This is a genomic window from Paenarthrobacter sp. JL.01a (assembly GCF_025452095.1).
In the GTDB taxonomy this organism is placed as follows: Bacteria; Actinomycetota; Actinomycetes; order Actinomycetales; family Micrococcaceae; genus Arthrobacter.
In genome coordinates, this window is record NZ_CP104877.1 from 2,755,252 (window position 1) to 2,781,330 (window position 26,079).

The window sequence follows — 26,079 nt, forward strand, 5'->3', positions numbered from 1 at the left end:
GTGTGCGCATCGTCCCTCCTCCCGATGCGCGCGACCCGGTGTAACGGAACAAGTCTATCGGATGGTATTCAGGCGGGAACAGCTTCGGCGAAGCGCACGCTGGAGCCGTTGCGTCCCTTGACCACCTGAAGTTGACTCGTGATGCGCTGCTTCATCTCCGCCACGTGGCTGACCAGCCCAACCACCCTGCCGCCGTCGCGTAGTCCCTCCAAGGCATCCATCACCTGTTCCAGCGCCTGCTCATCAAGGCTCCCGAAGCCTTCATCCACGAACAGCGTCTCGATGTCCACGCCACCGGCCTCCTGCTGCACCACGTCCGCCAGGCCCAGTGCCAAGGCCAGCGACGCCATGAAAGATTCGCCGCCGGAGAGCGTGGCGGTGTCACGCCGCTGGCCGGTCCATTCATCCACTACTTCCAGGCCGAGACCCGACTTTGCACCCCGGGCGGCCTTGGCGTCCGTATGCTGCAGCGTGTAACGGCCGTCGCTCATGGATACCAGCCGCTCGGACGCAGCGAGGGCGACTTGCTCGAGTCGTGCTGCCAGGACGTAAGTGTTCAAACTCATCCGGTATCCGTTGTCCCCGGAGCCCCGGGCAGTTTCGGCCAGGCCGGCCAGCATCAGGGCGCGCATCCGGGGTTCATTCCCGGCCTCGGCGAGGTCCTCATAGTTGGATCGCAATCGGCGGACTGTTTCGGAGGCCTTTCCCGCAAGGCCCGCTGCCAGCGCCGCCGCCTGTGAATCCTCGGCCGCGACTGACACCGCGCGCTGTGCCTCGGCAAGCTCAGCGTCGGACAAGGGAAGGGCGCCGATACTGATTTCCTTGGCTGCCAGGGCGAGGTCCTCGTTCGCGAACAGCTCATCCAGGCGGGCGGTCTCGGCGTCGAAATCCGCGATGTCCTTCTCAAGACCCACCACATCGGCGGGTGAAAGGATTTCATGGCGGGCTTCGGCGGCAGAGGAAAATCCCGCTGTCAGGAGCGCCTTCTCCAACGACTCTTTGACTTCGAGACGGGCTTGTGTAGCACGGGCGAGCTCGGACCCGGCATCGGTGGCTGCCTGAAGCAGCGCGCAATCCGCCGACACCGCCTCCAAGCGATCGCGCAAGCTGGGGAAACCGGCCCGCAACGCCGAAAGCCCGGCCTCCAGGACTTCATGTTGCTCCTGGAGCAGCAGGACGCTCGATGATGCCTGCCCTTCGGCCTGCAAGCACTCTGCATGCTGCTGTTGCGCAGTGAGCAGCCGCTGGGCGACCTTTTCCTGGCGTGCCCGCAGTTCGTCCAGCAAAGCGGCGGCTTGCTTGGCGGCAGAGGCGGCAGCCTCGGCCTTGGCCAAACGATCGTCCGCTTCGGCCGGATCCGTTGATCCGCCTTGGGCTTGAAGGCCGGCAACCATTTGGGCAGCGGCGGACAGCTTTTCTCCCAGCCGGCCCTGCGCTTCCTCACTGGCTTCGAAGCGGGCCTTGGCTTCTTCTTCTTCCTGGGCAAGGGACAGGGCGGTACGGACCGCCGAGGCAGGATTCGGGTGCTCCGTGCTTCCACACACGGCACAGGGTTCTCCGCTCTCCAACGCTGCAGCCAGTTCGCCTGCTGCATTCGAGAGCCGCTGTTCCCGCACGTCGAGCCACTTGTCCCTGAAATCCTGCGAGGCGGCCCGGGCTTCAAGGTGCCTTGCGGTGAGCTCCTCCAGCTCAGCGGCGGCCACTAAGTGGCGGGACACAACGCCCACCAGTTCGGCCGCTGCCAATGCTGCCTGTTCCGTCGCACCTACGTCAGCGGCAACGGACACCAAGGGTTCCATGCGGTTCTGAAGCTGCGAGGCGTCCCCGTGCAGTTGCGCCAAGGTTGCAGCTAAGGACTCAGCCGCAAGTTGCTGACGAGCGACTTCCTTGTGCTGCGCATCGAGCCGGGCAGCGACTTCCTCAAGGCGTTGCTCATCCGGAAGCCTCGCTTCAAGGACGGCAATCGAGGTCTTGACGCTCTCCAGTGCGGCTGCGGGGTCCTCCGCATCGAGTCCCGATGCTGACAATTTCTCCCTGAGCCGTGCCATCCGGGCCTCAGCAGAGGTGTACTTGCGCTCGGCAGCATCAACGGCCTCCAGTTGCCCGCTGAGCACAGCTGCACGGCGGTGCTTTTGAAGCAGCTCCTTGTTTTCCAGGGCACGTGGAGCGGCCAGTTCGAGGAGAACTCTTCTCTGCGTTGCTGAGCGCAGCCGTTCATGCCGCTGCGTTTTCTCCTGCTCCTCGCGAAGTTCGCCGCTCAGACGGGTGGACAGAGCCTCAGCGGCTGTGGCCCGTTCCTGCCGCCGCTTCACTTCGGCGTCAACGAGTGCCTGGACTTCAGCGAGCCACAGTCCAGGATCACCAGCGGTATCCAAGGGAGTATCGTCACCAGCAGTCCCGGCTTCCGTCAGACCAAGCTGATCGCGCTCAGAGGCTGCCTTGTCCAGGAGCATTTTGAGCTCGGCGGCATTCTCTTCCACGGCTTTGGCAGCTTCTGCGGCCTGACGGGCCAGTTGCTGCTCCACTGCTTCAAAGCGCTGGGTGCCGAACAGTTTCTGGAGCAGATCAAGCCGGTCACCGGCCTTGGACATCAGGAAGGCCGCGAAGTCGCCCTGCGGCAGCATCACTACCCGGGTGAACTGGTCCCTGTCCATGCCGAGGACATCGGAAAGTTCGGCGCCAACTTCGTCATTCCTTGATGATTTTTCTTCCCACTGCCCGGCTACTTTCTCGCGCAGGAGCGTTTTTGCCTGCTGGGTGGTGAAGCCCTTGCGACCACGTGCGCTGGGGCGTTCCCACGCCGGGGAACGGGTGACCTCGAAGCGCCTGCCGCGTGCGGAAAATTCGCAGACCACCCGAGGTTCGGCACCGGGCAGGGCATGATCGCTGCGAAGCCGCTTGCCTTCCTGCCGGGCGCCGGGCACTGAACCGTACAGAGCAAAGCAGATGGCATCCAGGATGCTCGTTTTGCCTGCGCCGGTTGCGCCGTTGAGAAGGAACAGGCCCTGCGCGCTCAAAAGGTCAAAATCGATGTGCTGTGAGGTGGCAAAAGGCCCGAATGCTTCGATGTCCAGCCGGTGGATCCTCATAGTTCCGCTTCCTCCAAACGCACTGCCTCGAGGGCTTCGCGCAGTGCCGCTGCCTCGGAGTCCGCAGGTCCCCTGCCCCGGACGTGCTCGAGGAAGCCACAACAAATGTCCAGGTCGCTTTCGGCCTCGGCGAGGCGGCTGCTGTAACTTGTCTGAGGCCTGGATTCGGCGCCTTCGGGATCAAAGGCAAGAACCAGTGTTTCGGGGAATCGCGTGCGCAACTTCTCCATGGCCTGCGGCGGCCGTTTGGCATCTGTCAGGGTGACCTGGCAGTACGCGTTCACAGCCCAGGCGTATTCTTCCGAGGCCAGCAAATCATCCAGCTTTCCCCGCAGGACCGCCAGCGCATTGGGCGGCTCCCAGCGAACTTCCTGAACACTGGCTGCTCCATCGCTTGCAATGTTGAGCAGCCATGCGCCCTTGTGGTGCTTGGCCTCGGAGAAGGAATACGCCAGCGGAGAACCCGAGTAACGGACATTGGGCGCCAACTCCTGACGGCCATGAAGATGGCCCAATGCCGTGTATGTGAAGCCGTCAAACAGGTCCAGCGGAACCGCGCCCAGGCCGCCAATGCTGATATCCCGCTCACTTTCGGAGGTGATGCCTCCACTGGCGAAAGTGTGCGCCAGGACGACGGGATGAACGGTGCCGGATTCGCGACGGCGCTCGACATCGCGCCGAATCCTGTCCACGGCCTCCTTCGTGACGTCGAAGTGGCTGGCATTTTCGACGCCCAGCCGCTCCGCCACCAATCGGGGCTCAAGGTAGGGAATCCCGTAGATGGCGACGTGGGCCGACGGATCCCCTCCGGGGTGCAAAGGCAGGAGGACGGGAACGTCCAGTTCCTCCACGCGTGTCCGGACATGGACTCCGCCGCGTTCCAGGAGCCGGGACGCAAAGCCCAACCTGATGGCGGAATCGTGATTGCCGCTGGTCACAACGACGGCGGCCCCAGCCTGCGTAATCCGGACCAAGGCGTCATCGAGCAGCTTCACCACGTCCAGGCCGGGCAGCGCACGGTCGTAGACGTCTCCTGCAACCAACACCACGTCCACTGATTGGGCCTGGACGAAAGCCACCAGCTGGTCCACGAAGCTGCGCTGGGCATCCAGCATGCCTACGCCGTGGAATGACCGGCCCAAATGCCAGTCCGATGTGTGGAGTAACCGCATATTTCCAAGCTAACCGTGGGCACCGACAAAAAAGCGCAGACAAGCCGTCCGTCGTCGGCCCTTGCGGCTCGCTAGCCCTTCTTGTTGTCGAAAAAGTCCCGGGCGTCATCGTGTACCGGCTTGGCCGGAAGCTGCTGCGCAGCGGCGTCGTCCGTTCCGGAGTCCGAAGCATCCTCGACCGTGGCCGCATCAAAGTCGTCGTTGATGGCATCGGAACCGGTTTGGGGTTCGGCCGCTGCGTCAGAGCCAGCGGACAAGCCCTGGAATCCACGGAAAGCCAGGCCGGCCAGGGCCGCACCCATGAGCGGGGCCACCCAGAAAAGCCACAGACCGTCCAGGGCCCATGAGGGACTGAAGAATGCCTGCGCGGTAGCGCGGGCCGGGTTGAACGGAAGGTTGCCAAGAACCTGGCCGAATTGCACCAGCACAGCCACCGAAAGTCCTACCGCGAAGGGGGCCACGGCCGGCACCGCCCGGCGTCCTGCGGTAGCGCCGAGGAAGACGGCAACAAGGAGAGCCGAACCAATAACTTCCACCAGCAACACGCCGGCCATCTGGGTCTGCGCCACGGCGTGCTCGCCGAAGCCGGCTGCGGTGGACCCGAAGGCAGCCCGGGAATCCGTGAGCACGGGGACCATGGTCACCACGATGTAGACAAGGGCTGCACCAATCACGCTGCCGACGATCTGCGCGGCGAGGTAGGCCACTGCAGCAACAGCACGGATGCGTCCGGCAATGAGGTTGCCCAAGGTGATCACCGGGTTGAAATGGCCCCCGGAGATGTAGCCGAATGCCGCCATGACCGCAGTAACCGCCAGTCCGGTGGCCAAGGCTGCAGGCAGCGGCGCCCCGGAGGGGTTCGAGAAGATCGAAACGCCCACCGCCACAAGCACAATGAACAACGAACCCAGTGCTTCGGCGCCCAACCTGGCCAGGAGTCCCGGCTGGGGTTCGGTAGCGGCCTGAACAGAAGTGGTCATGGGGAACGGGTCCTTACGATCGGGGTGGAAGGTGGTGTGCGGGTGCCCAAGCACGTGGGGATAGCACGAGGTGCTCTTGTGTGCGTCCGGGATCCTTGAGCATTTTGCCAGCCGAATCTGGACAGTTGCTGGGACGCGAACCTACCCTCGAGCTTATCCGCCCAAGGCAATGGCCGCGATCGCGGCGGCGCCCAGCCCCATGACGGCCAATGTGCTGGCCAGAATCAGCTGCGCGGAGGATGCAGCGATTCCTGCCTGCAGCTGTCGGGACCGGATCCACACCACGGAAGCCAGGACCACGGTGGCTGCGGCAGCCATGAGGGCGCAGATTCCTTGATAGTCGAGCCCGGGCAGGCCGCTGACGAGACTGACCGGAGATGGCTCGGACTTCAACCAGCTGCGCCAGATGAACAGGTCCACCACCACCAGGGAGATCAGGGTCCTGCGCCACGCCAGGGTAGTTCGTTCCGGCTGCAGCCCGGGATCGCGGGTGGCTTCCGGAATGGCGCCCCTCACCGCCGCGCTCCGCTCACTGCTGCGAGCCGCTCAACGGGCCACCAGGATCAGCACCGCGAAGGCAAAGGCCGCGACGGCAACAACGATGGTCATGAACAACATCACGCGGGAGAAAGGCAGTGCCTCATCGTTGCGCATGGCAGCTTCCATCCGGCCCCACCTGCGGTAGGACAGGGCCGCAAGGCCGGCCCCCACGAGGGCGAGCAACACACACAAAACCAGGCGGACCGGCGTCGGCGCGATATTTGGCGCCAGCTGATCGACGGCGACTGCTCCGGCAAGCAAAGCAAGCGAGGTTCGGATCCAGGCCAGGAAGGTGCGTTCGTTGGCCAGCGAAAACCGGTAGTCGGGAGTCTTGCCCGTTTGTCGCCAAGCAGGTTCACGCACGATGTCTCTCCAAGTTTCTCAGCGCCGGACAGCCTCCCCACCATATCAGCGGGCGCGTCCCGGGCACGGTAAGTTACTGGCATGAGTGCTGAAGCTACCTCCACCACCGCGCCGTCCTTCCCCTCCCGCGTCTATGGCGCCCTGTTGGGTGGAGCCTTGGGCGATTCCCTGGGTTACGCCGTGGAGTTCGACTCCATTGCCGCGATCCGCGCGCACTACGGACCAGACGGCCTGACCTCCTTTGGACAGCTCGACGGCGGCAGCCACTTTTCGGACGATACCCAGATGACGCTCTATACGGTGGATGGCCTGGTGGAGGCACTTGAATGGGCAAACGACGGAGTCGCCGCCGACGAAACCGCCTGCCTCTGGCTCGCCTACCTGCGATGGCTGGCAACCCAGGATGTGGAAGTTTCCTCCTCTGCTCCCGTCCCGCAGCCCCGGTGGATCGACGCCCAAGAGGTGCTCCGGCACCGGCGGGCGCCCGGCAACGCCTGCCTGAGCGGACTCGCTTCCGGCGAGATGGGCACAGCGGCACGGCCGGTCAATCCCGACTCCAAAGGATGCGGCACGGTGATGCGCTCGGCACCGTTCGGCCTGATCCCCCACATCTCCCCGGATGCGGTCTACAAGCTCAGCTCAGATGCTGCTTCTCTGACGCACGGCCATCCCTCGGCACGACTGAGCGCTGCGGCCTTCAGCCTGCTGATCCACAACATCGTCGCGGGAGGCAGCATCCGCGGGGCGGCGCAAGAGGCGCTGGCCTACACTGACGGCGTGTCAACGCAGGCGCCCGAACTTCGCGAGCGCCTGCAGGCGGCATTAGAGTTGTCGCTGGAGACGGCCGGACTTAATCCTGAGGACCTCACCACGACGCTGGGTGAGGGGTGGGTGGCCGAGGAGGCCCTCGCCGTCGCCCTTTACGCTGTCCTGTCCACCACGGACGGTGACCCTGCAGAGCACTTCCGCAAAGCGATTGCAGTGGCCATCAACCACAGCGGCGACAGCGACTCCACCGGCTCCATCGCCGGAAACATCCTGGGAGCCTACTACGGCGAACAGTGCCTCCCCGAAGACTGGTTGGCCGCGCTGGAAGCGCCCGAGGTTGTTCGCGGCATGGCAGACCGGCTCATTGCCGTCACTACCGGCTGAGGTCCCTACAAGCTGCGCAGCGTGATGTTGTTGCAGGCCTCGCAGATGTCGTCGGGAATGAGTCCGCGGCGCTGCAGCACGCCAAAGATCGCACAGCCAAGGCAGTAGCCAACAAACGATTCCAGCGACGCAGCAACGATCAACAATGCGAGGACGACCCAGGCGGCCGGCTGGAGGCCAGTAAAAAACAGCACGACGGCGGCACTCGTCATGGCGGCACCCATCCCTTGGGCGAAACGCTTGGGAGGACCGGCAACCAGCTTGGCGTGACCGATCCGGGGCGCCAGGACCTTAACGGACAGCAGCGCCAACGGGGAAATCCGTGGACCAAAAAGCACCCGGAGCCAGAATCCTGCGGCCAGGACCACCAAGCCCCAGCCCCAACCCGTCACCAGTGTCGCGACAGCCAGCAGCACCACGAGGCCGGCGGTGATACGGGCGGCGTACTCGTTGACAGGGTTGGGGAAGGCGAACACAGCCCGCCAATCAACCCCGCGGTTCACGCGCGCCCCGGTCTGGCGCGTTGGCGTTACAGGAAGGGTTGGCTTTGTCATGACCTTAGGCTAGGAGCGCCGGCCCGGCTGCAGAAAGCATTGTTGCGGACTATGACCCCACGCTCTCTCACTTCCCCTGCGTATCACCCCAACCGTCAATCACATCCCACCCCCAAAGCCCAAACCCTCCCTTCCCTTCGGGTGGTAGATCGGCCCAACCGCCGATCCGCTGGCACGACAGTCCTGGCGGCCCGCGGGAAGTGAGAGAGCGTCCGCAGGAAACCCGCGGGACGTGAGAGAGCGTCCGCAGGAAACCCGCGGGACGTGAGAGAGCGTCCGCGGGAAACCCGCGGGACGTGAGAGAGCGCCAGGGTCGCTCTCAGGCGCCGCCCACCATTTGCAGGAACTCGCCCTCTGAGACCACTTCGATCTGCTGGCCCTTGGCGTGCAGCTCCAGAACGCGTTTTGCCTTGCCCGTGAGTCGTCCCGCGCGAAGGTCGCCTGCGACGAATCCGTCGCCAACGATCAAAACTGTCGTACGTGCAGTAACGCGGCTTTCCGGTCGGGCTCCCATGTCAGCGGCCCGCGACTTCGCTTCAGGCCGGGTGATGGCGAGATCGCCCGTGAACACCACCGTCTGCCCGAAGAGCGGATGTCCGGGTTCGGCCGCGGGGTTGGGCAGGGGGTTGGGGCCTTCTTCCGGCCACGCCGACCAGCCCGGGGCTTCCGCAGTCCCTGCAGGACCCGCTGTCAACGCACCGCCGGTCCGGACAGCGAGGGCGGATCTGGTGGCCTTCGACAACCCGTGGGAGGGATCAAATGCGGGCTGTTTGGGCAGGTTCAGGCCCAGGGAAAGGTAGAGTTCGGCGATGCTGTTGGCGTTGTTGCGCCTGGCAATGTCCACCAGGATTCCGGCGCAGGCACGGGCGTCTTCGGCGGCGTCGTGGTGGTTCACCAGCGGCACACCGGCTTCCTCGGCCGCGTACGGCAGCGAGTTCGACACCAGCGAATAGCAGCGCCGTGACAGCATCACGGTACAGACGTAGTCATAGGCCGGACCGGGAAGCCCAGAGACTTCCAAACCGGACCTGATGACGCCAAGATCGAACGCTGCATTGTGTGCTGCGAGGATGTCGTCACCGATGAAGGCGCCGATTTCCGGGAAAAGCTCCCCGAACCTGGGTTGCCCGGCGACGTCCTCAGCACGTATCCCGTGGATCCGGGTGTTGTGGAATTCGAAGTGATCGTGGTTTTCGGGCGGGCGCATCAGCCACGAGGCTTCCTCCACCACGACTCCCCCACGGACCTTGCTCAGTCCCACCGAACACGGGGACCCCCTGAAGCCGTTGGCTGTTTCGAAGTCGATCGCCGTAAAGTCCAATGCCACTGGACAAGATTACAGCCGGAATAGGCCGCCCTTTTGCGATTTCGACGGCGGGGCGGCCCATCCGGCACGGATTGTGGGCAACGCTACACGTCCGCTGGCTTCGGCCCGGTGGCAAAGAACTAACGACGGCGGCGGTCCAGTAGGCTTGTTGGGTGATCTTTTCTGCGATGAGCGACCTTGCCGTATCCACTTTCGGGGGCGCAGGCCCCGTGCAGCCGGCCATGGCGTCGTTCCTGCCGGACTGGTTGAACCCCCAGATCTTCCTGGCCGACCCTGCCTTGGCCCCGTGGGTCGTGCTGCTGGTGTGCGGCATTGTGTTTGCTGAAACCGGGCTGCTGGTGGGCTTCTTCCTGCCGGGTGACTCAATGCTCTTCACGGCCGGACTCCTCGTCGCAACCGACACCATCAAGTTCAACATCTGGGCCCTCGCAGGCCTGATCATCGTCTCAGCCATCATTGGAAACCAGACCGGTTACCTCATCGGTTCAAAGGCCGGCCCGGCGATCTTCAACCGCCCTGATTCCAGGCTCTTCAAGAAGGAAAACGTCGAGAGCGCGCACGCGTTCTTCGAAAAGCATGGCGGCAAGGCCTTGATCCTCGCCCGGTTTGTCCCCATCATCCGCACCTTCGTCCCTGTCATCGTGGGCGTTGCCCAGATGGACAAGCGGAAGTTCTTCATCTTCAACGTCATCGGCGCGCTCCTCTGGGGCGGTGGCGTCACCTTCCTCGGTTATGTCCTGGGAGATCGCATTCCGTGGGTCAGCAAGAACCTGGACATCATCTTCATCGTCATCGTCCTGATCTCTGTTATCCCGGTCATCATCGAGGTCGCCCGGGGGTTCGTGGCGAAGCGGAAGGCCGCAGCCGAAGGGACCGACCCGGTGGAGGAATTCATCGACGAACACGAGGCCGGAAAGCACACGGAGCGCTAGGACTCCCGGAGCACACGAGCCAAAAGCAGAAAAAGGCACCCCCGCATCGCGGGGGTGCCTTTTGCTTTGTCGTTGCGTGCCGGATCAGGACCGTTCTGAACCGTTACCGGAGAGCGCAGAGACAATGGCTGGAAGCAAAGCCCGGAATGCCTGCCCGCGGTGGCTGATGGCATTCTTTTCTTCCTGGCTGAGCTCGGCACAGCTGCGGTCCATACCCGCAGGCTGCAGTACGGGATCGTAACCGAAGCCGCCTTCACCCCGGGGCTCACGCAGAAGCGTCCCTTCAAGCTGGCCGTACTCCACGGTCTCGCGGGCAACGCCATCGGATCCCGGCACAGCCAAGGCCGCGGCGCACACGAAGGCCGCCCCGCGGAATCCCTCCGGGACATCGGAGAGCTGGGCCAGCAGCAGGTTCAGGTTTGCCTCGTCGTCGCCATGCCGTCCGGACCAACGGGCTGAGAAGATGCCCGGCGCGCCGCCCAGAACATCAACCGCCAGCCCGGAGTCGTCGGCGATGGCCACCAAGCCTGTCGCCTCTGCCACTGCGCGGGCTTTGAGGAGTGAGTTCTCAGCAAAGGTGACTCCGGTTTCCGCGACGTCCGGGGCACCTGCCGCAGCGGCGTCAACTACCTGGGTATCGACGTCGAGACCGGGCACCTGGCCGCGCAGCAGTTCGCGGAGCTCCTTCAGTTTGCCTTTGTTATGGGTAGCGAGGACCAGCAGTGGAGTGCTGGCTGAGGTCCCGGCGCTCACGGGGCTTCCGCCAGCGTCTCGCGCTGGATGGCGGCGAGCTGGGTGGTGCCCAGGAGGGCGAGGTCCAGCAGGGCGTTCAGTTCATCGCGGTCGAAGGGAGCGCCTTCGGCTGTGCCCTGCACCTCCACGAACTTGCCGGATCCTGTCACCACTACGTTCATGTCTGTCTCCGCACGGACGTCTTCCACATACGGCAGGTCAAGCATCGGAACGCCGTCAATGATTCCCACGGAGACCGCCGCAATAGTGTCCACCAGAGGCTCGGCATTGCGGGCGATCAGCTTGTTCTCGCGGGCAAAGCGGATGGCCTCGGCGAGCGCCACGTAGGCACCGGTAATGGCAGCCGTGCGCGTACCGCCGTCGGCCTGGAGGACATCGCAGTCCAGGACGATGGTGTTCTCGCCAAGCGCTTTGGTATCGATGATCGAACGCAGGGAACGGCCGATGAGGCGCGAAATTTCGTGGGTGCGTCCGCCGATCTTGCCCTTCACGGACTCACGGTCCGAACGGGTGTTCGTAGCGCGGGGAAGCATGGCGTACTCGGCAGTTACCCAGCCGCGGCCCTCGCCTTTTAGCCAGCGGGGCACGCCCTCGGTCAGGGAAGCGGTACACAGGACCCGGGTGTTTCCGAACTCGATCAAAGCCGAGCCCTCTGCCTGCTTGGACCAGCCACGGGTGATGCTGATGGGTCGCAATTGGTCGGGGGTCCGGCCATCGGCGCGGATGACGGGTGTTGCTGTAGCTTCAGAAGTCATGCTCCAAGCTTAGCGACGATGGCCCGCCTGCCTCAGCCGCCCATTGCTAGATGGTGTAGTGGACCCCGGCTACGGCAACAGCAACGTCCCCGGCGAAAACGGGTTTGGCCTCGGACATCACTTTCGTCTGGGAGGTCCAGACGGGGATGTGGGTCAGCAGCAATCGTTTGGCACCGGCGTTCACCGCCGCCTCCGCGGCGCGCTTGCCGGTGAGATGGACGTCCTTGATGGCGTCATCGCGGCCTTCCTCGAAGGCTGCCTCGCAGAGGAAAAGGTCTGCCCCCTCTGCAGCATCTTCCAGGCCCTGGCAGGAGTCGGTGTCTCCGGAGTATGTCAGGACCCGGGTCACCGGCGTGCCGTCCTTACCCGGCTCTGTTGCCGTGACGCGCAAGGCGTAGCACTCTTCCACCGGATGGTTGACGCCGTAGGGAGTAACGGTGAACGGTCCAACCGTGACAGGCTTCTGTTCCGCCCAGTTGGTGAAGTCGAATTCCTCATGCATCCCCGGATCCAGGTCCAGACCATACGCGGTGGCCATACGGTCCGCCGTGGCCGCCGGACCCCACACGGGAATGCGGTCGCGTCCCCAGCCGCCGGGCTTCCAGCGCACTGCTACATGCAGGCCACAGAGGTCCATGCAGTGGTCCGGATGCAGGTGGGTGAGGAAAATCGCGTCGATGTCCTCCAGGTCCGTATACCGCTGGATCGCACCCAGGGCGCCGCTTCCGAGGTCCATGACGATCTTCCACTCGCGTTCGCCGTCATGGGCTGTCACCAGATAGCACGACGCCGGCGATCCCGGCCCGGGGAACGAACCCGTACAACCCACGATGGTCAGCTTCACAAGCCACGCCCCATGGCTGCAGCCGCAGAGTCGGCAGGGTTCACGAAATAGGAGCGCCGTGACAGGCCGGCCCCTGATTTTGCCGCTTCCAGCATCTCGGGGGTGATCCGCGCGAGGCTGCCGGTTGGATACTGCGCTGCCACGTGGTCCACGTGCTTCACGGACAGCACTTCGGGTCCAAGGAACCGGCGCGCCAGCGTTTCGAATTGGGCGGCATCACCTGTGGCGATGAATTCGTGGCTGGGGGCACTCGACCCCGTCCGCTGGATACCGTGGGTGGCCAGCGCCCGGTAGACGTCCTTGGCCGTTTCTTCGGCGCTGGAGACCAGAGTGACATCTTCACCCATGACAAAGGAGATGACGCCGGTCAACAGTGGATAGTGGGTGCATCCAAGGACCACCGTATCCACACCGGCCTGCTTGAGGGGTGCCAAGTACTCGTTGGCGGCCGCCAAAAGTTCGGGCCCCGTCGTGATTCCGGCTTCGACGAAGCTCACGAAGGCTGGGCACGCCACGGATGTGATGGTGAGGTCAGGGGCTGCGGCAAAGGTGTCCTCGTAGGCACGCGAACCCACCGTGGCAGAGGTTCCAATGACCCCGATCCTGCCGGAACGCGTCGCGGAAACGGCACGCCGGACAGCGGGTTGAATGACCTCGATGACCGGTATCCCGTACCTGGCCGTGTATCTTTCCCGGGCGTCGCGGAGAACAGCGGCCGACGCCGAGTTGCAGGCTATGGTCAGCAGCTTGACACCGGAATCCACCAGTTCGTCCATCACACCGAGGGCATTGGCGCGCACTTCGGCGATGGGGAGGGGTCCGTAGGGGCCGTTGGCGGTGTCTCCCACGTAGAGGATCGACTCGTTGGGCAGTTGGTCGATGATGGCCCGCGCCACTGTCAATCCGCCTACGCCGGAGTCGAAAATACCGATCGGGCGCGTTCCCACGATCTCCCCCGCGCTGATGGGGGCGCCACTGCCCGGAGCGCCGCTTGGTGAACCCGATGCTGATGTCATGATTATTCGAGAATAAGGCCTCCCGTGGGGTGCGGCCATCAGGTGTGTCCTCCGCCTCGTGTCTTATGTGTCACAAGGGCGGAGCGGCACAGGGCCCCCAAGATCAGGATTTCGCCTGCCGGGCCGAGATCATTGCCTGGACCAGGGACTCCTGGAGCCAGGTGGTGAAGTTGTAGACCAACGCCAAATAGCTCTCCACGTCTTCGGCCTGGCTCCAGTCCTGCATGCTGTGGATGTGCTCGGCGTCCGCTTCATCGCGGATGTCCAGCCGTTCTGCCAGGACCAGCCTGACGTCATTGAGCGCCATGGACCAGCGGGCTGCTTCTTCCGGCGTCAGAACCAGGTCCTCCCGGTCCAAGCCCATTGCGGTGGCCCGGAGCGCCCCGATCTTGTTCTCCCGGACAGAGCGTTCGGTGAGCTGCCGGAACTCCAGCGAGCCGCCGTCGTCGTCCTTCAAAACGTTCGGCAACAGCCGCAGGAGGGCCCGGTCGCTTGGCTGCTTGACGTCCATGTCCAGGCCGATGAGGGCCGCCAGGGGGTCTTCATTTTCCCGGACTTCGGGGTCGAGCATCGAGATGACGTCGTCCAGCAAACCGCGCAGGAGATCACGCTCGGCCGGCTCAAGGAACCCCGTAATGCCTTTGAGGCCGTATTTGAATGCCTTAGCCACGCTGGCGGCCGCCCTTTCCGGGTGTTTCGTTACCGCTGGCGGCCTTCTCCACAGTGGCCCACAGGCCAAAACCGTGCATGGCCACAGCGTGCTGCTCCACTTGTTCCTTGCTTCCGAACGCCACGATGGAACGGCCTTTCTTGTGGACCTCCATCATCAACTTGTGCGCCTTCGATTCCGAGTAGCCGAAATAGCTCTGGAAAACGTAGCTCACATAGCTCATCAGGTTGACGGGATCGTTCCAGATCACCAGGTTCCAAGGGACATCGGGGGCCGTCAGGACATCGGTGGACGTCTGCTCTGCAGCTTCGGTCCGCTCATCGATGTCCGTGCCAAACGCAACGCTAGGGCTCATCTGTCCATTCTATGGCGGCTCGCACTAGAGTGAATTCGTGAGTAGAGCCGCGTCGTGGGACCACCCCGCAACTTCCTTGTACACAGACCACTACGAACTGACCATGCTGCAGGCCGCCCTGCACTCGGGCGCCGCCCACCGGCGTTCGGTGTTTGAAGCGTTCGCCCGCCGGCTGCCGGACGGCCGGCGTTACGGTGTGGTGGGCGGCACGGGACGGCTGCTCGAAGGCATAGCGGACTTCAGGTTTGGCGACGCCGAACTCGCCTTCCTGGAACAGAACAAGGTGGTCAACAGGGAGACCCTGGACTACCTCGCCGACTACAGGTTCAGCGGCGACATCTGGGGCTACGCAGAGGGGGACGCTTACTTCCCCAACTCCCCCATCCTGATTGTCGAGTCGACTTTCGCCGAGGCCTGCATCCTTGAGACGTTCATCCTTTCGGTCCTCAACCACGACAGCGCCATCGCTTCGGCCGCGTCCCGCATGACCTCGGCTGCGGGGACCCGCCCCTGCATCGAGATGGGCTCCCGGCGCACCCAGGAGGAATCGGCGACGGCGGCAGCCCGCGCCGCTGTCATCGCCGGCTTCGCCAGCACCTCCAACCTTGAGGCCGGCCGGCGCTACGGGATCAAGACCGTCGGCACGGCGGCACACTCCTTCACCCTTCTGCACGACACCGAGCGTGAAGCATTCGAAGCCCAGATTGCGGCCTTCGGCCCGGGGACTTCGCTGTTGGTGGATACCTACGACGTCGAAACGGCGGTTCGGACCGCCGTCGAACTCGCCGGAGACAAGCTGGGAGCCGTGCGCCTGGACTCCGGCGACCTCGTGGCGCAGGCCCAGTGGGTCCGCCAATTGCTCGATGACCTCGGGAACGTCAACACCCGCATCGTTGTGACGTCGGACCTGGACGAGTTCGCCATCGCAGCCCTCCAGTCCGCGCCTGTGGACTCCTACGGCGTGGGGACCTCGCTGGTCACAGGCTCCGGCGCTCCGACGGCGAGCATGGTCTACAAACTGGTCAGTCGCACCAACGACGCCGGCGAATTTATCTCCGTCGCCAAGGCTGCCAAGAACAAGGCAAGTGTTGGTGGCCGCAAGTACGCCCTGCGCAAGCTCAACGAGCGCGGCAGGGCCACCCACGAAGTGGTGGGCATCGGACACCGTCCCGAAGACGACGGCAACGATCGCCCCCTGCTCCACCAGTTCGTCAAGAACGGTGAGGTCCTGCCGGGGTGGACCGGCCCCGAAGGTGTTGTCCGGGCGAAGGAACGCCATGCGGCAACCATGGCCGAGCTGCCCCCTGTCGTGAACCGTTTGCAACGCGGCGAGGCCGCCATCCCCACCGTTTACGAGGAGAACTGATGTCCAGGGCCTTGATCATCGTTGATGTCCAGAACGATTTCTGCGAGGGCGGCACTCTGGCGGTCCAGGGAGGTGCCGATGTTGCCGGTGCCATCACCGAATACGTTGACGCCAACCAGCAGCATTTCGATCACATCGTGGCAACACAGGATTGGCACATCGAGCCCGGCGACCACTTCTCCGACACACCGGACATGGTGGACTCATGGCCGCCGCACTGCCGGGCCCGCACCAAGGGCGCCGAGTTGCATGAGGACCTGGACCCCGAGTACATCCAGGCCTACTTCCGCAAAGGACAGTACACGGCTGCCTACTCGGGTTTCGAAGGGGTCCTGGCGCCGGAAGATGACGTTCCTTCAGGAGACCTGAAAGCTGGCGCCACGGTAGCCGAGGTGATCGACGAGGACGCGATTGGACTCGATGACTGGCTCCAGAGCCATGATGTCGAAGATGTGGTGATCGTAGGCATTGCCACCGACTACTGCGTCAAAGCCACAGCACTGGATGCCGTCCAGGCCGGGTACAACACCACCGTGATTGCCGACCTCACCGCCGGGATCTCCGAAGACCTCAGCGATGTCTTCGACGACTTGGAAGCGGCCGGCGTCGAGGTCGAGCACGGCTGACCCGCTTGAGACTAAACGCCAAAGGGCGCCGCATTTGCGGCGCCCTTTGGCGTATCAGGCAGGGCCGAGGGCAGGCTACTTCCGGCCGATGAACCAATCCTGGAGCTTTCGAAGGCGTGCCTGCAGCTGCTCTTCGTTGGCTTGGGCCACGGCTGGACCACCGCAGACCTCGCGCAGCTTGGTGTGGACAACCCCGTGCGGGGTTCCCGTACGGGCAGCCCACGCGGCGACGTTCTTGGCGAGCTCGTTGCGCAGGTCCATCAGCATGCGGTGGTCCGGAATCGCCGGGGACGCCGCGGCGGCCAGGGGCGACTGGCGCTTCTTTCGCGACTGCTGCTCGTGTTGCCGTTGCCGAAGCAAAGTACCCACCTGCTCGGCATCCAGAAGTCCGGGGATGCCAAGGAAATCCAGTTCTTCATCCGAGCCGATGTCCGCCCCGGTACCGAACTCGCCGCCGTCGAACAGGACACGGTCGAAGGAAGCCTGGGAGTCCAATGCTTCGAACTTGCCCTTGGTGAGCTCGTCGGACGCTTTGTCTTCCCGGTTGGCCTCTGCCATCAGGTTTTCCTCGGGGCTGAACAGCCCGTCGTCGTCCTTTTCGGGCCGGTCCAGCGCATGGTCGCGCTCGGCTTCCATGGTGTTGGCGAGGATCATCAGCGGCGGTACCGACGGCAGGAAGACCGACGCCGTTTCCCCCCTTTTGCGCGCACGCACAAAGCGGCCAACTGCCTGGGCAAAGAACAAGGGTGTCGAGGTTGACGTGGCGTAGACACCCACCGACAGGCGGGGCACGTCGACACCTTCGGACACCATGCGCACGGCCACCATCCAGCGCTTGTCCCCTGCCGAGAACTCCTCGATCTTGCTGGAGGCCTTTGAGTCGTCGGAGAGAATCACCGTGGGCGACTGGCCCGTGATTTTCTTCAACTGTCCAGCGTAGGCACGGGCGTCCTCGTGGTCGGTGGCGATCACCAGGCCTCCGGCATCAGGCACCGTCCGGCGTACCTCGCTGAGGCGCTTGTCCGCTGCTGCCAGAACAGCCGGGATCCACTCGCCGGCGGGATTCAGAGCCGTCCGCCAAGCCTGCGAGGTGATGTCCTTGGTCACGGCGGCTTCGCCCAACGAGGCCGCCATTTCGTCGCCGGCACTTGTGCGCCACCGCATCTGGCCCGAGTACGCCATGAACAGCACAGGCCGGACAACGTGGTCCCGAAGGGCGTTGCCATAGCCGTAGGTGTAATCGGCCTTGGACCGGCGGATACCGTCACGGTCCTCGGCGTACTCAACGAATGGAATAGGCGAGGTATCGGACCGGAACGGCGTTCCCGTCAGGGAGAGGCGGCGGGCGGCAGGATCAAAAGCCTCGCGCAGCCCATCGCCCCAGGACAGGGCTTCACCGCCGTGGTGGATCTCGTCAAGGATCACCAGGGTCCGGGCTGCTTCGGTCTTGGCACGGTGCAGCATCGGCTTGCTGGCCACCTGCGCGTAGGTCACAGCGACGCCGACGAAGCCCCTGCCGTGCTGCCCGTCCGAGTTTTTGAAGTTGGGATCAATGGCGATGCCCACCCTGGCCGCGGCGTCCGCCCACTGCCTTTTGAGGTGGTCGGTTGGTGCCACGATGGTGACGCGGTTGACCACCCCGCTGTCCAGCAGCGTGGTGGCAATGCGCAGGGCGAAGGTGGTTTTACCAGCGCCGGGCGTTGCCACAGCGAGGAAGTCCTTCGGGTTGCGGGTCATGTAGAGGTCAAGTGCCTCCTGCTGCCAAGCACGCAGCTTGGGAGCCGTACCCCAGGCAGCGCGTTCCGGGTACGCAGGGGGCAGTGAAGGGCCACCGAAAAGTGTTTCTGTCATGCTGACTCCCCCGGCCTGATGGCAGTTGCAGTTACCGCACTGTTTGCGGGCGCGCCAAAGCGGACCGCACAACGGTGTTGTTTACAAGGGGCCTGTGTTCTCTTCCCACCCACTACTTGGAGTTGCCCGGACCGTCGCCGTTTCCACCGTCATTGCCGGGGCGGAGGCCCTCATAGATCTCCTTGCACTCCGGGCAGACCGGGAACTTCTGGGGATCCCGGCCCGGGGTCCAGACTTTTCCGCACAAGGCAATGACGGGCTCACCTGTCATTGCCGATTCCATGATCTTTTCCTTGCGGACGTAGTGCGCAAACCGCTCACGGTCACCGGGTTCCACTTCCTGGCGTGTTTCTTCACGCTCGATGGTGGAGGTGGACGTTCCGGCTCCGGAAAGTTCGCGCATGGGGTCGTTTTCGAATGGATCCGGAGGAAGCGTAGTCATGCCAAACATCTTACCGTCTACAGGCCCTGCCACTTCGGCTTGTTGTCGTAGGTGTGCCGGTAGTAGTCGGCCAGCTTCAGTGATGACGCGGCGGCTTCGTCCACCAGGATCGTGGCATGGGGGTGCATCTGAAGGATGGACGCGGCACAGATGGCAGCCACCGGTCCTTCCACGAAATCGCGGACCGCCTGGGCCTTCTGGGCCCCCGTAGCCACAAGGACCACGTGCTTGGCGTCCATGATGGTCCCCAGCCCCTGGGTGACCACGTGGTGCGGCACGTCGTCGATGCTGTCAAAGAAGCGGGCGTTATCCTTGCGTGTTTGCTCAATCAGGGTCTTGATCCGGGTCCGGGACGCCAGGGAGGAACCGGGCTCATTGAAGCCGATGTGGCCGTCCGTCCCGACACCAAGGATCTGCAGATCCACGCCGCCCACGGCCTTGATTGCGTCCTCGTAGGCTTGGCAGGCTGCTTCCAGGTCTTCGGCAGCCCCATCCGGACCATGGACGTTCTCTGGCTTGATGTTGACCCGGTTGGTGAATTCCCGTCGAATGACTTCGCGGTAGGACTCCGGGTGCCCGGCCTCCAAGCCAACGTACTCATCCAGGGCGAAGCCGTGGGCCTGGCTGAAGTCCAGGCCCCCGGCTTCGTAGCGGCTGGCCAGCTCATCGTAAATAGGCAGAGGAGAGGATCCCGTGGCGAGGCCCAGCACAGCGTTCGGCTTGCGCCGCACCAACGCCTCGATGGCGTCGGCAGCAAGCGCACCAATCTGCTTGGTGCCAGGGAGAATGACAACTTCCATCGTCACGGCCTTTCTTTCTGAGGATCATCTTCTGTCACCGAGGTTATCCCATGTCCCATCTTTGAGGCCATGGTTGTCAAACTTGTTACGGAACTAGCGGTTCACACTGAGTTGGGCAAACATCTCGGGGCCACGTGCATCCAGCCATTTGCCCCCGAGCCGAACGCCGACGATGAAGAGGACCCCGCCCAGCAACGGACCCACCAGCAGGTTGATCCATCCGGCTTCAGGACCGCCACTGAAGGCCTGGACAGCCACCAAAGCGAGTTCCGGAACCAACAGCAGTGCCAGAACGAGCATTCCGATTCCCTGCACGGCAAGCGTTTGGGCTACGTTTCCCGGCGGCTTCTTGAACGGACTGTCTCCCGGCAGGGGTACGGCAATGTTATACCGGGCCGAGATCACCGAGGACAGACCCAGCCCGGTGAAAAGCGTCCCGAGTGACAACCCCAGAACGTTGGGCAGCCACTGCCATTCCCCGGTGAGGAACAAAGTCCCCACAGTGAAGACCAGGACCACGGGAAGCGATATCGCCAGGCAGGCCAGGGCCCGCCCCAAACGGTCATCAATACCCCGGACACCGGCGGCGAGGTGCAGCGCAAAGGCCGTGTTGTCATAGGAAACATCAGCGCAGATGGACCACGCCATGACGAATGCAGTGAGAGGGCCCAGGATCATGAAGAGCCCGTAGCTGCCGCTTTGCGAACTGCTGAAGAAGAAAAGTACCGGGAACAGCGGGACGATGACCAACGACGCCGCATACCGCGGATCCTTGAGCCAATAGATCAGGGCCCGCGCCATCACGGCTCCGGCCGGGGTCCCCGGGAGACGGCCAAAGAGTCCAAGCTTTCCGCCCTTCCTCGCCGAGCCGCCGGAATACGTGGGTGTCACCAGGGCCCGCCGCAGCAGCAAGTGCCAGCACAGGAGCAGCGCGGCAATGGTCGCCGCCGCGATCAGGACCTTGAGGCCGGCGGCGGCCCACTGCCCTGATTCCAGCTCCCCACCCAGCGACCAAGCCGCTCCGAGGGGCGTCCACGACAACGTACGTGCGAGCCCGGGAAGGTAGTCTGCGCTGTTGCGGACCCCCTCCACGATTCCCATCATGATCGGCCCCAGCAGCACCAGGGGGATGAAGACGATGATGCTGCTGACATCCTTGAACCGCCGCGACGAGGCAAGGCCGGCAGTCGCCGTCGTCACTACCTTGGACAACACGATGCAGGTCAGTGTTCCCAGGACGGCACCCACGAATGCGCCAAGAACCGAGGGCACGCTCCGCCACCATGTGCCCACGGTTCCCAAGGCCGCGATCAGGGTGGCGAGGCCGGGGATGCCGATGAGCCCGGCAAGCGCCAGGCCCGCGAGCAGTTGCTTGGGTGGAATAGCGAACGTGGTGAAACGTGCCGGATCCAACGTCATGTCGGCCGCCGACGCTACCAGGGGGATGATTGCCCACCCCGGAACTGTGGCCACTCCACCCAATACCACCACGGTGTGGGCGATCTCAGGATCGGCCCACCGCAGTGCTATAAGGCCTCCAACAAGGAGGACCAGCATTCCCAATGCGTAGAGCAACCCCAACGCCATCCCAACCAATTGCCACGGACTGCGCTTGAAGCCGTTAAGAAGCAGTTGCCACTTCAGGCCTAGAAGGTGCGCAACCATTCCAGCCCCTCCGTCCGGTGTCCGCCGCCTACCAGCTGCACGAAGCGCTCTTCCAGTGTGGAACCGTTGCGTACTTCGTCCACGGAGCCCGCAGCCAGGACCCGGCCGCCGGCAACAACGGCAACGTGGCTGCACATCCGCTGTACGAGGTCCATCACGTGGCTGGAGACAATGACCGTTCCTCCGGAGGCCACATAGCTCTCCAGGATGCCCCGGATATTGGCGGCCGACACAGGATCCACCGATTCAAAGGGCTCGTCCAGGACAAGGAGCCGCGGCGCATGGATCAACGCCGATGCCAAGGCGATTTTCTTGGTCATGCCGGCCGAATAATCGACCACCAGTGATCCGGCATCGCCCTGAAGGTCAAGGGCAGCAAGCAGCTCCGACACCCTTGCAGCCACGACATCGCGGTCCATGCCGCGCAAGAGGCCTGAATAGGTGACAAGTTGCTCGCCGGTCAGCCGGTCGAACAGGCGCACGCCATCGGGCAGGACGCCCATGAGTTTCTTGGCGGCCAAGGGCTGTGCCCACACATCGACTCCGTGGACCACCGCCGTACCGAAGTCCGGACGCAGCAGGCCGGTGGCCATGGACAAGGTTGTGGTTTTACCGGCGCCGTTGGGACCCACCATCCCGTAAAACGAGCCGGCAGGTACTTCCAGGTTGATTCCGTCCACAGCAATCTTGCCGCCAAAGCGCTTGGCCAGCCCGCGGATGGACAGGGCCGACAAGGGGGCTTCCGCCGGTGGCTGCGGTGCCTGTTGCGGTGTTTGGCTGGCACCCGCAGCGGCCGACGGCTGGGATTCGGACGCCTGTGAGGAGGTGGATAAGGGCATGGATTCATGGCGTGGTTCCGTCATGGGACCAGCCTAGCCTCGGTGGCGCGGGCTGGCCTGGGTTCTAGAAACCGTGGCGGGGCACGGCCCGCTGGTACTGCGGAACCCATGGCAGTTCATGGCCGAGCTCGTAGGCCGCACGCAACCACCAATGCGGATCGCGCAGGGCTGCCCGGGCCATGAACACGGCGTCGGCACGGCCGTTGGCGACGATGTCCTCTACCTGGGCGGGACTGGTCAACAGTCCCACAGCAGCGGTGGGGACGCCGGCGTCGCGCTTTACCTGCTCGGCGAACCCGGCCTGATAACCGGGCACAGCGTTGATCTTTTGGTGGGCCACAGCACCACCGCTGGAGACATCCACCAGATCGACGCCGAGCTCGGCGGCCGCCCGCGCCAACCTGGCGGAGGCGTCCACGTCCACACCCCCTCTGCCCAGTCGGAGGCGGAGATCCGCAGCAACAGCGGCATGGAGTCGGGTATAACGGCCCTAACGGCCTCCACGACCGTGAGCATGAGCCGGTTCCGGCCTTCCTCGCTCCCGCCCCAGCCGTCCGTGCGCGTATTGATCAGCGGACTCTGGAACTGGTGCAGGAGGTACCCGTGCGCACCGTGGATCTCCACAGTGTCAAAGCCGATATCCACGGCACGCGAAGCAGCGGCGGCGAAATCTGCCACCACGGCCTGGATGTCCTCTTCGGTCATGGCAGCCGGCGCTGCGTAACCGTCGAAGGCCTGGTCCGTAGGACCAACGGTGGGCCAACCGCCGTCGGACTCCGGGACCGAACCCGAGCGGTCAGCGAATGGCCAGTACGTGGAGGCCTTCCGCCCCGCATGAGCCAGCTGGGCGCCGATCCTGCAATCAACGGCACCATGCTGGTGGACGAAGTGCACTATGCGGGCCCACGCGGCAGCCTGTTCATCGGTGTAGAGTCCCGCGTCCCGCGGGCTGATCCGGCCCTCCGGGTTCACCGCCGCGGCCTCACTCATGATCAGCGCGGCTCCTCCGGCGGCGAAGGAGCCCAGGTGCATGAGGTGCCAGTCGTTCGGGACGCCCTCCCCTGTTTCGGGCCGGCAACTGTACTGGCACATGGGCGAAACCCAACCCCGGTGCTCAATCGTGAGCGAGCGAAGCTTCAGCGGGGAAAAGAGCGCCGATGCCACTAGAAGAGCACCCTTGCCAAGCCCTGCCGGGCCTTGGCCACACGCTCGTCCTTGATGCCCACGACTTCGAAGAGCTCAAGGAGACGCACGCGGGCAGCCTCCCGCTCGGGACCGAAGTTCCTGCCGATGAAGGCGATGATCCGGTTGAAGGCATCCTCAATGTGCCCGCCTGAGACATCGAGGTCGGCGACGCCCAATTGGGCCTGGAGATCATCGGGTTCCCTGGCGGCCTGGTCGCGGAGAGCTTCGGCCTCGGGAGCGGTGAGCTTTTCCAGCCTGGCCATCAATTCAACCTGGGCCAGGCCTGCCTTGGCCTCAGCATCTGCGGGCTGCTCGAGGAGGGCCTGCTTGTAAGCGGCTACCGCGGCGTCGTAGTCGCCGGACTCGATCGCGTCCACGGCGGCTTGGTGCAGCGGCGGCAATGGTGCGGGCTCGGCGTCGTCGGCCTGTCCGGCGTCGCCGATGCTTCCGGTGACGCCATTGGCGGCCGCCACCTTGAGGAGTTCTTCAATGAGGTTGCGGATCTGCGCGTCGTCGGCCGGGCCCTGGAACAGCGGCACGGGCTGGCCTTTGATCACTGCGACGGCGGTGGGCACAGCCTCAACCTGGAAGGCCTGGGCCAATTGGGGGAAGGCATCGACGTCGGCAGCGGCCAGCACGAGGCGGCCACCGTAGCTTTCAACGACGCGTTGTGCTGTATCAAGTACGCCGGGCGATTCGGCCGCATACCGCGACCAAAGGAGGAACAGCACGGGAATCTGGGCGGACAACTGCACCAGGTCCTGGAAGTTTGTTTCCGTGGCATCCACGCGAAGCGGGGCCTTGCCGGCGCCACCGCCTTGGGGTGCCTCTCCGTCCGCGGACACGGGAACCGGTGGCCCCTGCGGCGGAGTGGGGCGGCGCAACGACGAGAGGTCGACGGCGCCGCGCAGGTTGAGCTGGCTGGCAGCGGCTGGAGTGGGTCGGTATCCGGGCGAACTCATACCGTCCACTCTAGCCGCTGCCTGCCTGCTGGTCGGGCTACTTGAAGCTGGCGCCAACCAGTCCGCGGGTGGCAGCTACCAGCTTCATGGGATCGGACGAGCCCGCCGGCGGGATGTACACGGCCACGGACTCGGCGAAGTTCAACACCATGCCCGTAGTTGTCTCCTTGCCACCGGCAAAGACGGCGGAATCGTCCTCCAGGATGAGCTTGTCACCTGCTGCCTTGGGGGTTCCCTCGAACGAGAAGTCCAGGCGCCCCACCACCAGCGCACCGCCGTCGGCCGTCTTGAGCACGACGGTCTGGTTGCTGACAGGTGTGTGGGTGAACTTGAAGTTGGCGCTGGTGCCGTTCTTCACGGTATCGGCCTGGTAAGCCAGGGCCCCGGCAATGTACGGGGATGCCTGGCCGTCGGCGAGCTTGCTCCGGTTGGGTGAATCCGGGTTGGTGAGCATTTCACTCAGGATTTCCAGCGCCTGGTTGCCGCTGTAGGCCAAGCCGTCCTTGTCGCTTGCAGCCACGGGCGTGGTGCCCTTGCGCGGGACCGGGAAGGACGGGAAGTTGGTGCCGGGCTGGAGGGGCGCGGTGCCCCACAGCTTGTAGTTTTCGCGCGGCGAAAGCTGCACGAGGGTCAGGACCTGCGGGACAACATTTCCTTCACCCTGGGTCAGGGCGTAGACGGTCCTTGGCCAGTCCTTCTTGGTGCTGATGACGCTGCTCTGGAGCTTGGTGGCCCGGACCGGCATGCGCGCTTCGTACGCCGAGACAGCGGAGCGGATCTTGTAGTTCTGCGTCCGGATCTGGAGTTCCATCTTGTCCACGCGCGGGGCAAGCTTGGCCGCATCCTTCGCGGCATCGGCCGCGTCAACGGTGCTGGCAACCTGTTCCAGGATGCGCTGAAGCTGGGATTCGAGCATGACCGGGGTTCCGCCGTCGCCACCGGCTGCTGCGGAGGACGAGGCAGAAGGGGTCGCATCCGGAGAAGACGTGGCCTGGGCGGCCACAGCCGTCCCGCCGACCATGACTGCTGCAAGCGCGGCAGCTACGGCAGTAACTCGCAGGGCCGGGCCTTCGGCTCCACCGGTACGACGGCGGCCCTCATCGCCCGCGGGCGACTGTACGGGCAGCGTCGTGGTTGCCTCGCCGTCATGCGGACCGTCACCCTCGCCGTCCTTGCGGCGGCTGCTCAAGGCTTTGGCGATGAACGGCAGGGCCGCTCCCACCAGGATGATGATGATGCCCAGGACGATCAGCGGCACAGCCCACGGTGTGGTGGCCTTGTTCGGGAACGTCATGGAGATCGCGGTCGGTGCAGGCTTGGTACCGTCGGCAGCCACCAGCAGCGACCATTCGCCGTCGGCGGGAGGATTCCAGGTGTATTCGAAGTCGCCGCTTGCGTCTTCAGTGCTTACCCAGAGATCGGAGCCGGCCGGGGAGGGCGCTGTTGCTTCGCCGTCGGCGGAGGTCACTTCGAGCGACTTCTGGTCTGCGGAGACACCGGTCAGTGTGGTGTGGGCTGTTTTCCCTACCCAGGCATCGACATCGTCCGGGCGGCCTGTGGCAATGGTGTAGTTGCCCTCGCCCTGGATCTTGATCTTCACCGGGCCGTCATGGAGGTCGATCAGTTTCTGATCGATCACGGTCAGCGGGGAAGCTTTGGTATCGCCGGGAACCGAAGCCGTCACGGTTTCAGCGGGGGCCCAGAAAGTCAGCTGGCCAATGCCGGCCAGCATCGTCAGCAGGCCCAGCAGCACCAGCAAGGCTGCAGTCTTCAAACGCACAGGATCACCTATCATCAGCGGTCGTTGAACTTCAAGGGTAACCGTTTTGTTATCAAGGAGT

24 protein-coding genes and 1 pseudogene are annotated in these 26,079 nt (G+C 64.2%); 4 read left to right on the top strand and 21 right to left on the bottom strand.

Annotated elements, in window-relative coordinates:
* Positions 1-68 precede the first annotated feature (68 nt).
* The 5 genes from N5P29_RS12970 to N5P29_RS12990 all read right to left on the bottom strand — a co-directional run bounded on the left by N5P29_RS12970 (position 69) and on the right by N5P29_RS12990 (position 6,144).
* The gene (locus N5P29_RS12970) at positions 69-3,089 is read right to left on the bottom strand and encodes an AAA family ATPase (protein WP_262275328.1); all 3,021 of its coding nucleotides are present in this window, start codon (positions 3,087-3,089) and stop codon (positions 69-71) included.
* Positions 3,086-4,261 (bottom strand): exonuclease SbcCD subunit D, encoded by a 1,176-nt coding sequence (locus N5P29_RS12975; protein ID WP_262275329.1) that lies wholly within the window; start codon positions 4,259-4,261, stop codon positions 3,086-3,088. Before N5P29_RS12975 ends, N5P29_RS12970 begins: the two co-directional genes overlap by 4 nt.
* Positions 4,262-4,332: 71 nt before the next feature.
* Positions 4,333-5,241, bottom strand: coding sequence for an MIP/aquaporin family protein (locus tag N5P29_RS12980; protein WP_262275330.1), 909 nt, complete (start codon positions 5,239-5,241; stop codon positions 4,333-4,335).
* Between the two features lie 153 nt (positions 5,242-5,394).
* The gene (locus tag N5P29_RS12985; protein WP_262275331.1) at positions 5,395-5,757 is read right to left on the bottom strand and encodes a DUF202 domain-containing protein; all 363 of its coding nucleotides are present in this window, start codon (positions 5,755-5,757) and stop codon (positions 5,395-5,397) included.
* Positions 5,758-5,787: 30 nt separating this feature from the next.
* Positions 5,788-6,144, bottom strand: a complete 357-nt coding sequence (locus N5P29_RS12990) for a YidH family protein (protein WP_186313527.1) — start codon at positions 6,142-6,144, stop codon at positions 5,788-5,790.
* Between the two features lie 81 nt (positions 6,145-6,225).
* Here N5P29_RS12990 and N5P29_RS12995 point away from each other — a divergent pair, with 81 nt between their 5' ends.
* A complete protein-coding gene (locus N5P29_RS12995) occupies positions 6,226-7,296 on the top strand; it encodes an ADP-ribosylglycohydrolase family protein (protein ID WP_262275332.1) in 1,071 nt (356 codons plus the stop codon).
* A gap of 5 nt (positions 7,297-7,301) precedes the next feature.
* On the opposite strand, the gene N5P29_RS13000 is transcribed toward N5P29_RS12995, so the two are convergent.
* Positions 7,302-7,850, bottom strand: coding sequence for a DUF4395 domain-containing protein (locus N5P29_RS13000; RefSeq protein ID WP_262275333.1), 549 nt, complete (start codon positions 7,848-7,850; stop codon positions 7,302-7,304).
* 319 nt (positions 7,851-8,169) lie between these two features.
* Positions 8,170-9,177, bottom strand: a complete 1,008-nt coding sequence (locus N5P29_RS13005; protein ID WP_262275334.1) for a 3'-5' exonuclease — start codon at positions 9,175-9,177, stop codon at positions 8,170-8,172.
* Positions 9,178-9,344: 167 nt separating this feature from the next.
* Here N5P29_RS13005 and N5P29_RS13010 point away from each other — a divergent pair, with 167 nt between their 5' ends.
* Entirely contained in the window at positions 9,345-10,109 is a 765-nt protein-coding gene (locus tag N5P29_RS13010; RefSeq protein WP_262278577.1) for a DedA family protein, read from the top strand.
* A gap of 84 nt (positions 10,110-10,193) precedes the next feature.
* Here the strand turns inward: N5P29_RS13010 and rdgB are convergent, their stop codons facing one another.
* The 6 genes from rdgB to clpS all read right to left on the bottom strand — a co-directional run bounded on the left by rdgB (position 10,194) and on the right by clpS (position 14,502).
* The gene (gene rdgB / locus N5P29_RS13015; RefSeq protein WP_262275335.1) at positions 10,194-10,862 is read right to left on the bottom strand and encodes an RdgB/HAM1 family non-canonical purine NTP pyrophosphatase; all 669 of its coding nucleotides are present in this window, start codon (positions 10,860-10,862) and stop codon (positions 10,194-10,196) included.
* Positions 10,859-11,617 (bottom strand): ribonuclease PH, encoded by a 759-nt coding sequence (gene rph / locus N5P29_RS13020; RefSeq protein WP_315973348.1) that lies wholly within the window; start codon positions 11,615-11,617, stop codon positions 10,859-10,861. Before rph ends, rdgB begins: the two co-directional genes overlap by 4 nt.
* A 46-nt stretch (positions 11,618-11,663) precedes the next feature.
* A complete protein-coding gene (locus tag N5P29_RS13025; protein WP_144659892.1) occupies positions 11,664-12,461 on the bottom strand; it encodes an MBL fold metallo-hydrolase in 798 nt (265 codons plus the stop codon).
* Positions 12,458-13,477, bottom strand: coding sequence for a glutamate racemase (gene murI, locus N5P29_RS13030; RefSeq protein WP_410007874.1), 1,020 nt, complete (start codon positions 13,475-13,477; stop codon positions 12,458-12,460). Before murI ends, N5P29_RS13025 begins: the two co-directional genes overlap by 4 nt.
* Before the next feature lie 103 nt (positions 13,478-13,580).
* A complete protein-coding gene (locus N5P29_RS13035; protein WP_262275337.1) occupies positions 13,581-14,147 on the bottom strand; it encodes a DUF2017 domain-containing protein in 567 nt (188 codons plus the stop codon).
* Positions 14,140-14,502, bottom strand: coding sequence for an ATP-dependent Clp protease adapter ClpS (gene clpS, locus N5P29_RS13040; RefSeq protein WP_018776321.1), 363 nt, complete (start codon positions 14,500-14,502; stop codon positions 14,140-14,142). The genes N5P29_RS13035 and clpS overlap by 8 nt, the downstream gene beginning before the upstream one ends.
* A 37-nt stretch (positions 14,503-14,539) precedes the next feature.
* On the opposite strand from clpS, the gene N5P29_RS13045 reads away from it, so the two are divergent.
* A complete protein-coding gene (locus N5P29_RS13045) occupies positions 14,540-15,868 on the top strand; it encodes a nicotinate phosphoribosyltransferase (protein ID WP_262275338.1) in 1,329 nt (442 codons plus the stop codon).
* Positions 15,868-16,494, top strand: a complete 627-nt coding sequence (locus N5P29_RS13050) for an isochorismatase family protein (protein WP_262275339.1) — start codon at positions 15,868-15,870, stop codon at positions 16,492-16,494. The genes N5P29_RS13045 and N5P29_RS13050 overlap by 1 nt, the downstream gene beginning before the upstream one ends.
* A 75-nt stretch (positions 16,495-16,569) precedes the next feature.
* Here the strand turns inward: N5P29_RS13050 and N5P29_RS13055 are convergent, their stop codons facing one another.
* The 8 genes and pseudogenes from N5P29_RS13055 to N5P29_RS13090 form a co-directional block, all read right to left on the bottom strand.
* Positions 16,570-18,345, bottom strand: coding sequence for a DEAD/DEAH box helicase (locus tag N5P29_RS13055; RefSeq protein WP_262275340.1), 1,776 nt, complete (start codon positions 18,343-18,345; stop codon positions 16,570-16,572).
* Positions 18,346-18,457: 112 nt separating this feature from the next.
* On the bottom strand, positions 18,458-18,796 hold the full coding sequence (locus N5P29_RS13060) for a DUF3039 domain-containing protein (RefSeq protein WP_144659886.1): 339 nt from the start codon (positions 18,794-18,796) through the stop codon (positions 18,458-18,460).
* A gap of 8 nt (positions 18,797-18,804) precedes the next feature.
* On the bottom strand, positions 18,805-19,587 hold the full coding sequence (nagB, locus tag N5P29_RS13065) for a glucosamine-6-phosphate deaminase (protein WP_262278579.1): 783 nt from the start codon (positions 19,585-19,587) through the stop codon (positions 18,805-18,807).
* Positions 19,588-19,680: 93 nt separating this feature from the next.
* A complete protein-coding gene (locus N5P29_RS13070; RefSeq protein ID WP_262275341.1) occupies positions 19,681-21,252 on the bottom strand; it encodes a transporter in 1,572 nt (523 codons plus the stop codon).
* On the bottom strand, positions 21,234-22,115 hold the full coding sequence (locus N5P29_RS13075; protein ID WP_262275342.1) for an ABC transporter ATP-binding protein: 882 nt from the start codon (positions 22,113-22,115) through the stop codon (positions 21,234-21,236). Before N5P29_RS13075 ends, N5P29_RS13070 begins: the two co-directional genes overlap by 19 nt.
* 40 nt (positions 22,116-22,155) lie before the next feature.
* Positions 22,156-23,255, bottom strand: a pseudogene (locus N5P29_RS13080) (NADH:flavin oxidoreductase/NADH oxidase).
* Positions 23,255-24,238 (bottom strand): tetratricopeptide repeat protein, encoded by a 984-nt coding sequence (locus N5P29_RS13085; protein WP_262275343.1) that lies wholly within the window; start codon positions 24,236-24,238, stop codon positions 23,255-23,257. The pseudogene N5P29_RS13080 and the gene N5P29_RS13085 overlap by 1 nt, the downstream one beginning before the upstream one ends.
* 37 nt (positions 24,239-24,275) lie before the next feature.
* Positions 24,276-26,033, bottom strand: coding sequence for a DUF8094 domain-containing protein (locus N5P29_RS13090; RefSeq protein WP_262275344.1), 1,758 nt, complete (start codon positions 26,031-26,033; stop codon positions 24,276-24,278).
* Positions 26,034-26,079 lie beyond the last annotated feature (46 nt).

Bases quoted from the DNA above. Each gene is read 5' to 3' on its own strand.
- N5P29_RS12970 (WP_262275328.1), bottom strand. From the start codon at position 3,089: ATGAGGATCCACCGGCTGGACATCGAAGCATTCGGGCCTTTTGCCACC.
- N5P29_RS12975 (WP_262275329.1), bottom strand. From the start codon at position 4,261: ATGCGGTTACTCCACACATCGGACTGGCATTTGGGCCGGTCATTCCAC.
- N5P29_RS12980 (WP_262275330.1), bottom strand. From the start codon at position 5,241: ATGACCACTTCTGTTCAGGCCGCTACCGAACCCCAGCCGGGACTCCTG.
- N5P29_RS12995 (WP_262275332.1), top strand. From the start codon at position 6,226: ATGAGTGCTGAAGCTACCTCCACCACCGCGCCGTCCTTCCCCTCCCGC.
- N5P29_RS13000 (WP_262275333.1), bottom strand. From the start codon at position 7,850: ATGACAAAGCCAACCCTTCCTGTAACGCCAACGCGCCAGACCGGGGCG.
- N5P29_RS13010 (WP_262278577.1), top strand. From the start codon at position 9,345: ATGAGCGACCTTGCCGTATCCACTTTCGGGGGCGCAGGCCCCGTGCAG.
- rph (WP_315973348.1), bottom strand. From the start codon at position 11,617: ATGACTTCTGAAGCTACAGCAACACCCGTCATCCGCGCCGATGGCCGG.
- murI (WP_410007874.1), bottom strand. From the start codon at position 13,477: ATGACATCAGCATCGGGTTCACCAAGCGGCGCTCCGGGCAGTGGCGCC.
- clpS (WP_018776321.1), bottom strand. From the start codon at position 14,502: ATGAGCCCTAGCGTTGCGTTTGGCACGGACATCGATGAGCGGACCGAA.
- N5P29_RS13050 (WP_262275339.1), top strand. From the start codon at position 15,868: ATGTCCAGGGCCTTGATCATCGTTGATGTCCAGAACGATTTCTGCGAG.
- N5P29_RS13055 (WP_262275340.1), bottom strand. From the start codon at position 18,345: ATGACAGAAACACTTTTCGGTGGCCCTTCACTGCCCCCTGCGTACCCG.
- N5P29_RS13060 (WP_144659886.1), bottom strand. From the start codon at position 18,796: ATGTTTGGCATGACTACGCTTCCTCCGGATCCATTCGAAAACGACCCC.
- nagB (WP_262278579.1), bottom strand. From the start codon at position 19,587: ATGGAAGTTGTCATTCTCCCTGGCACCAAGCAGATTGGTGCGCTTGCT.
- N5P29_RS13070 (WP_262275341.1), bottom strand. From the start codon at position 21,252: ATGGTTGCGCACCTTCTAGGCCTGAAGTGGCAACTGCTTCTTAACGGC.
- N5P29_RS13075 (WP_262275342.1), bottom strand. From the start codon at position 22,115: ATGACGGAACCACGCCATGAATCCATGCCCTTATCCACCTCCTCACAG.
- N5P29_RS13085 (WP_262275343.1), bottom strand. From the start codon at position 24,238: ATGAGTTCGCCCGGATACCGACCCACTCCAGCCGCTGCCAGCCAGCTC.
- N5P29_RS13090 (WP_262275344.1), bottom strand. From the start codon at position 26,033: ATGATAGGTGATCCTGTGCGTTTGAAGACTGCAGCCTTGCTGGTGCTG.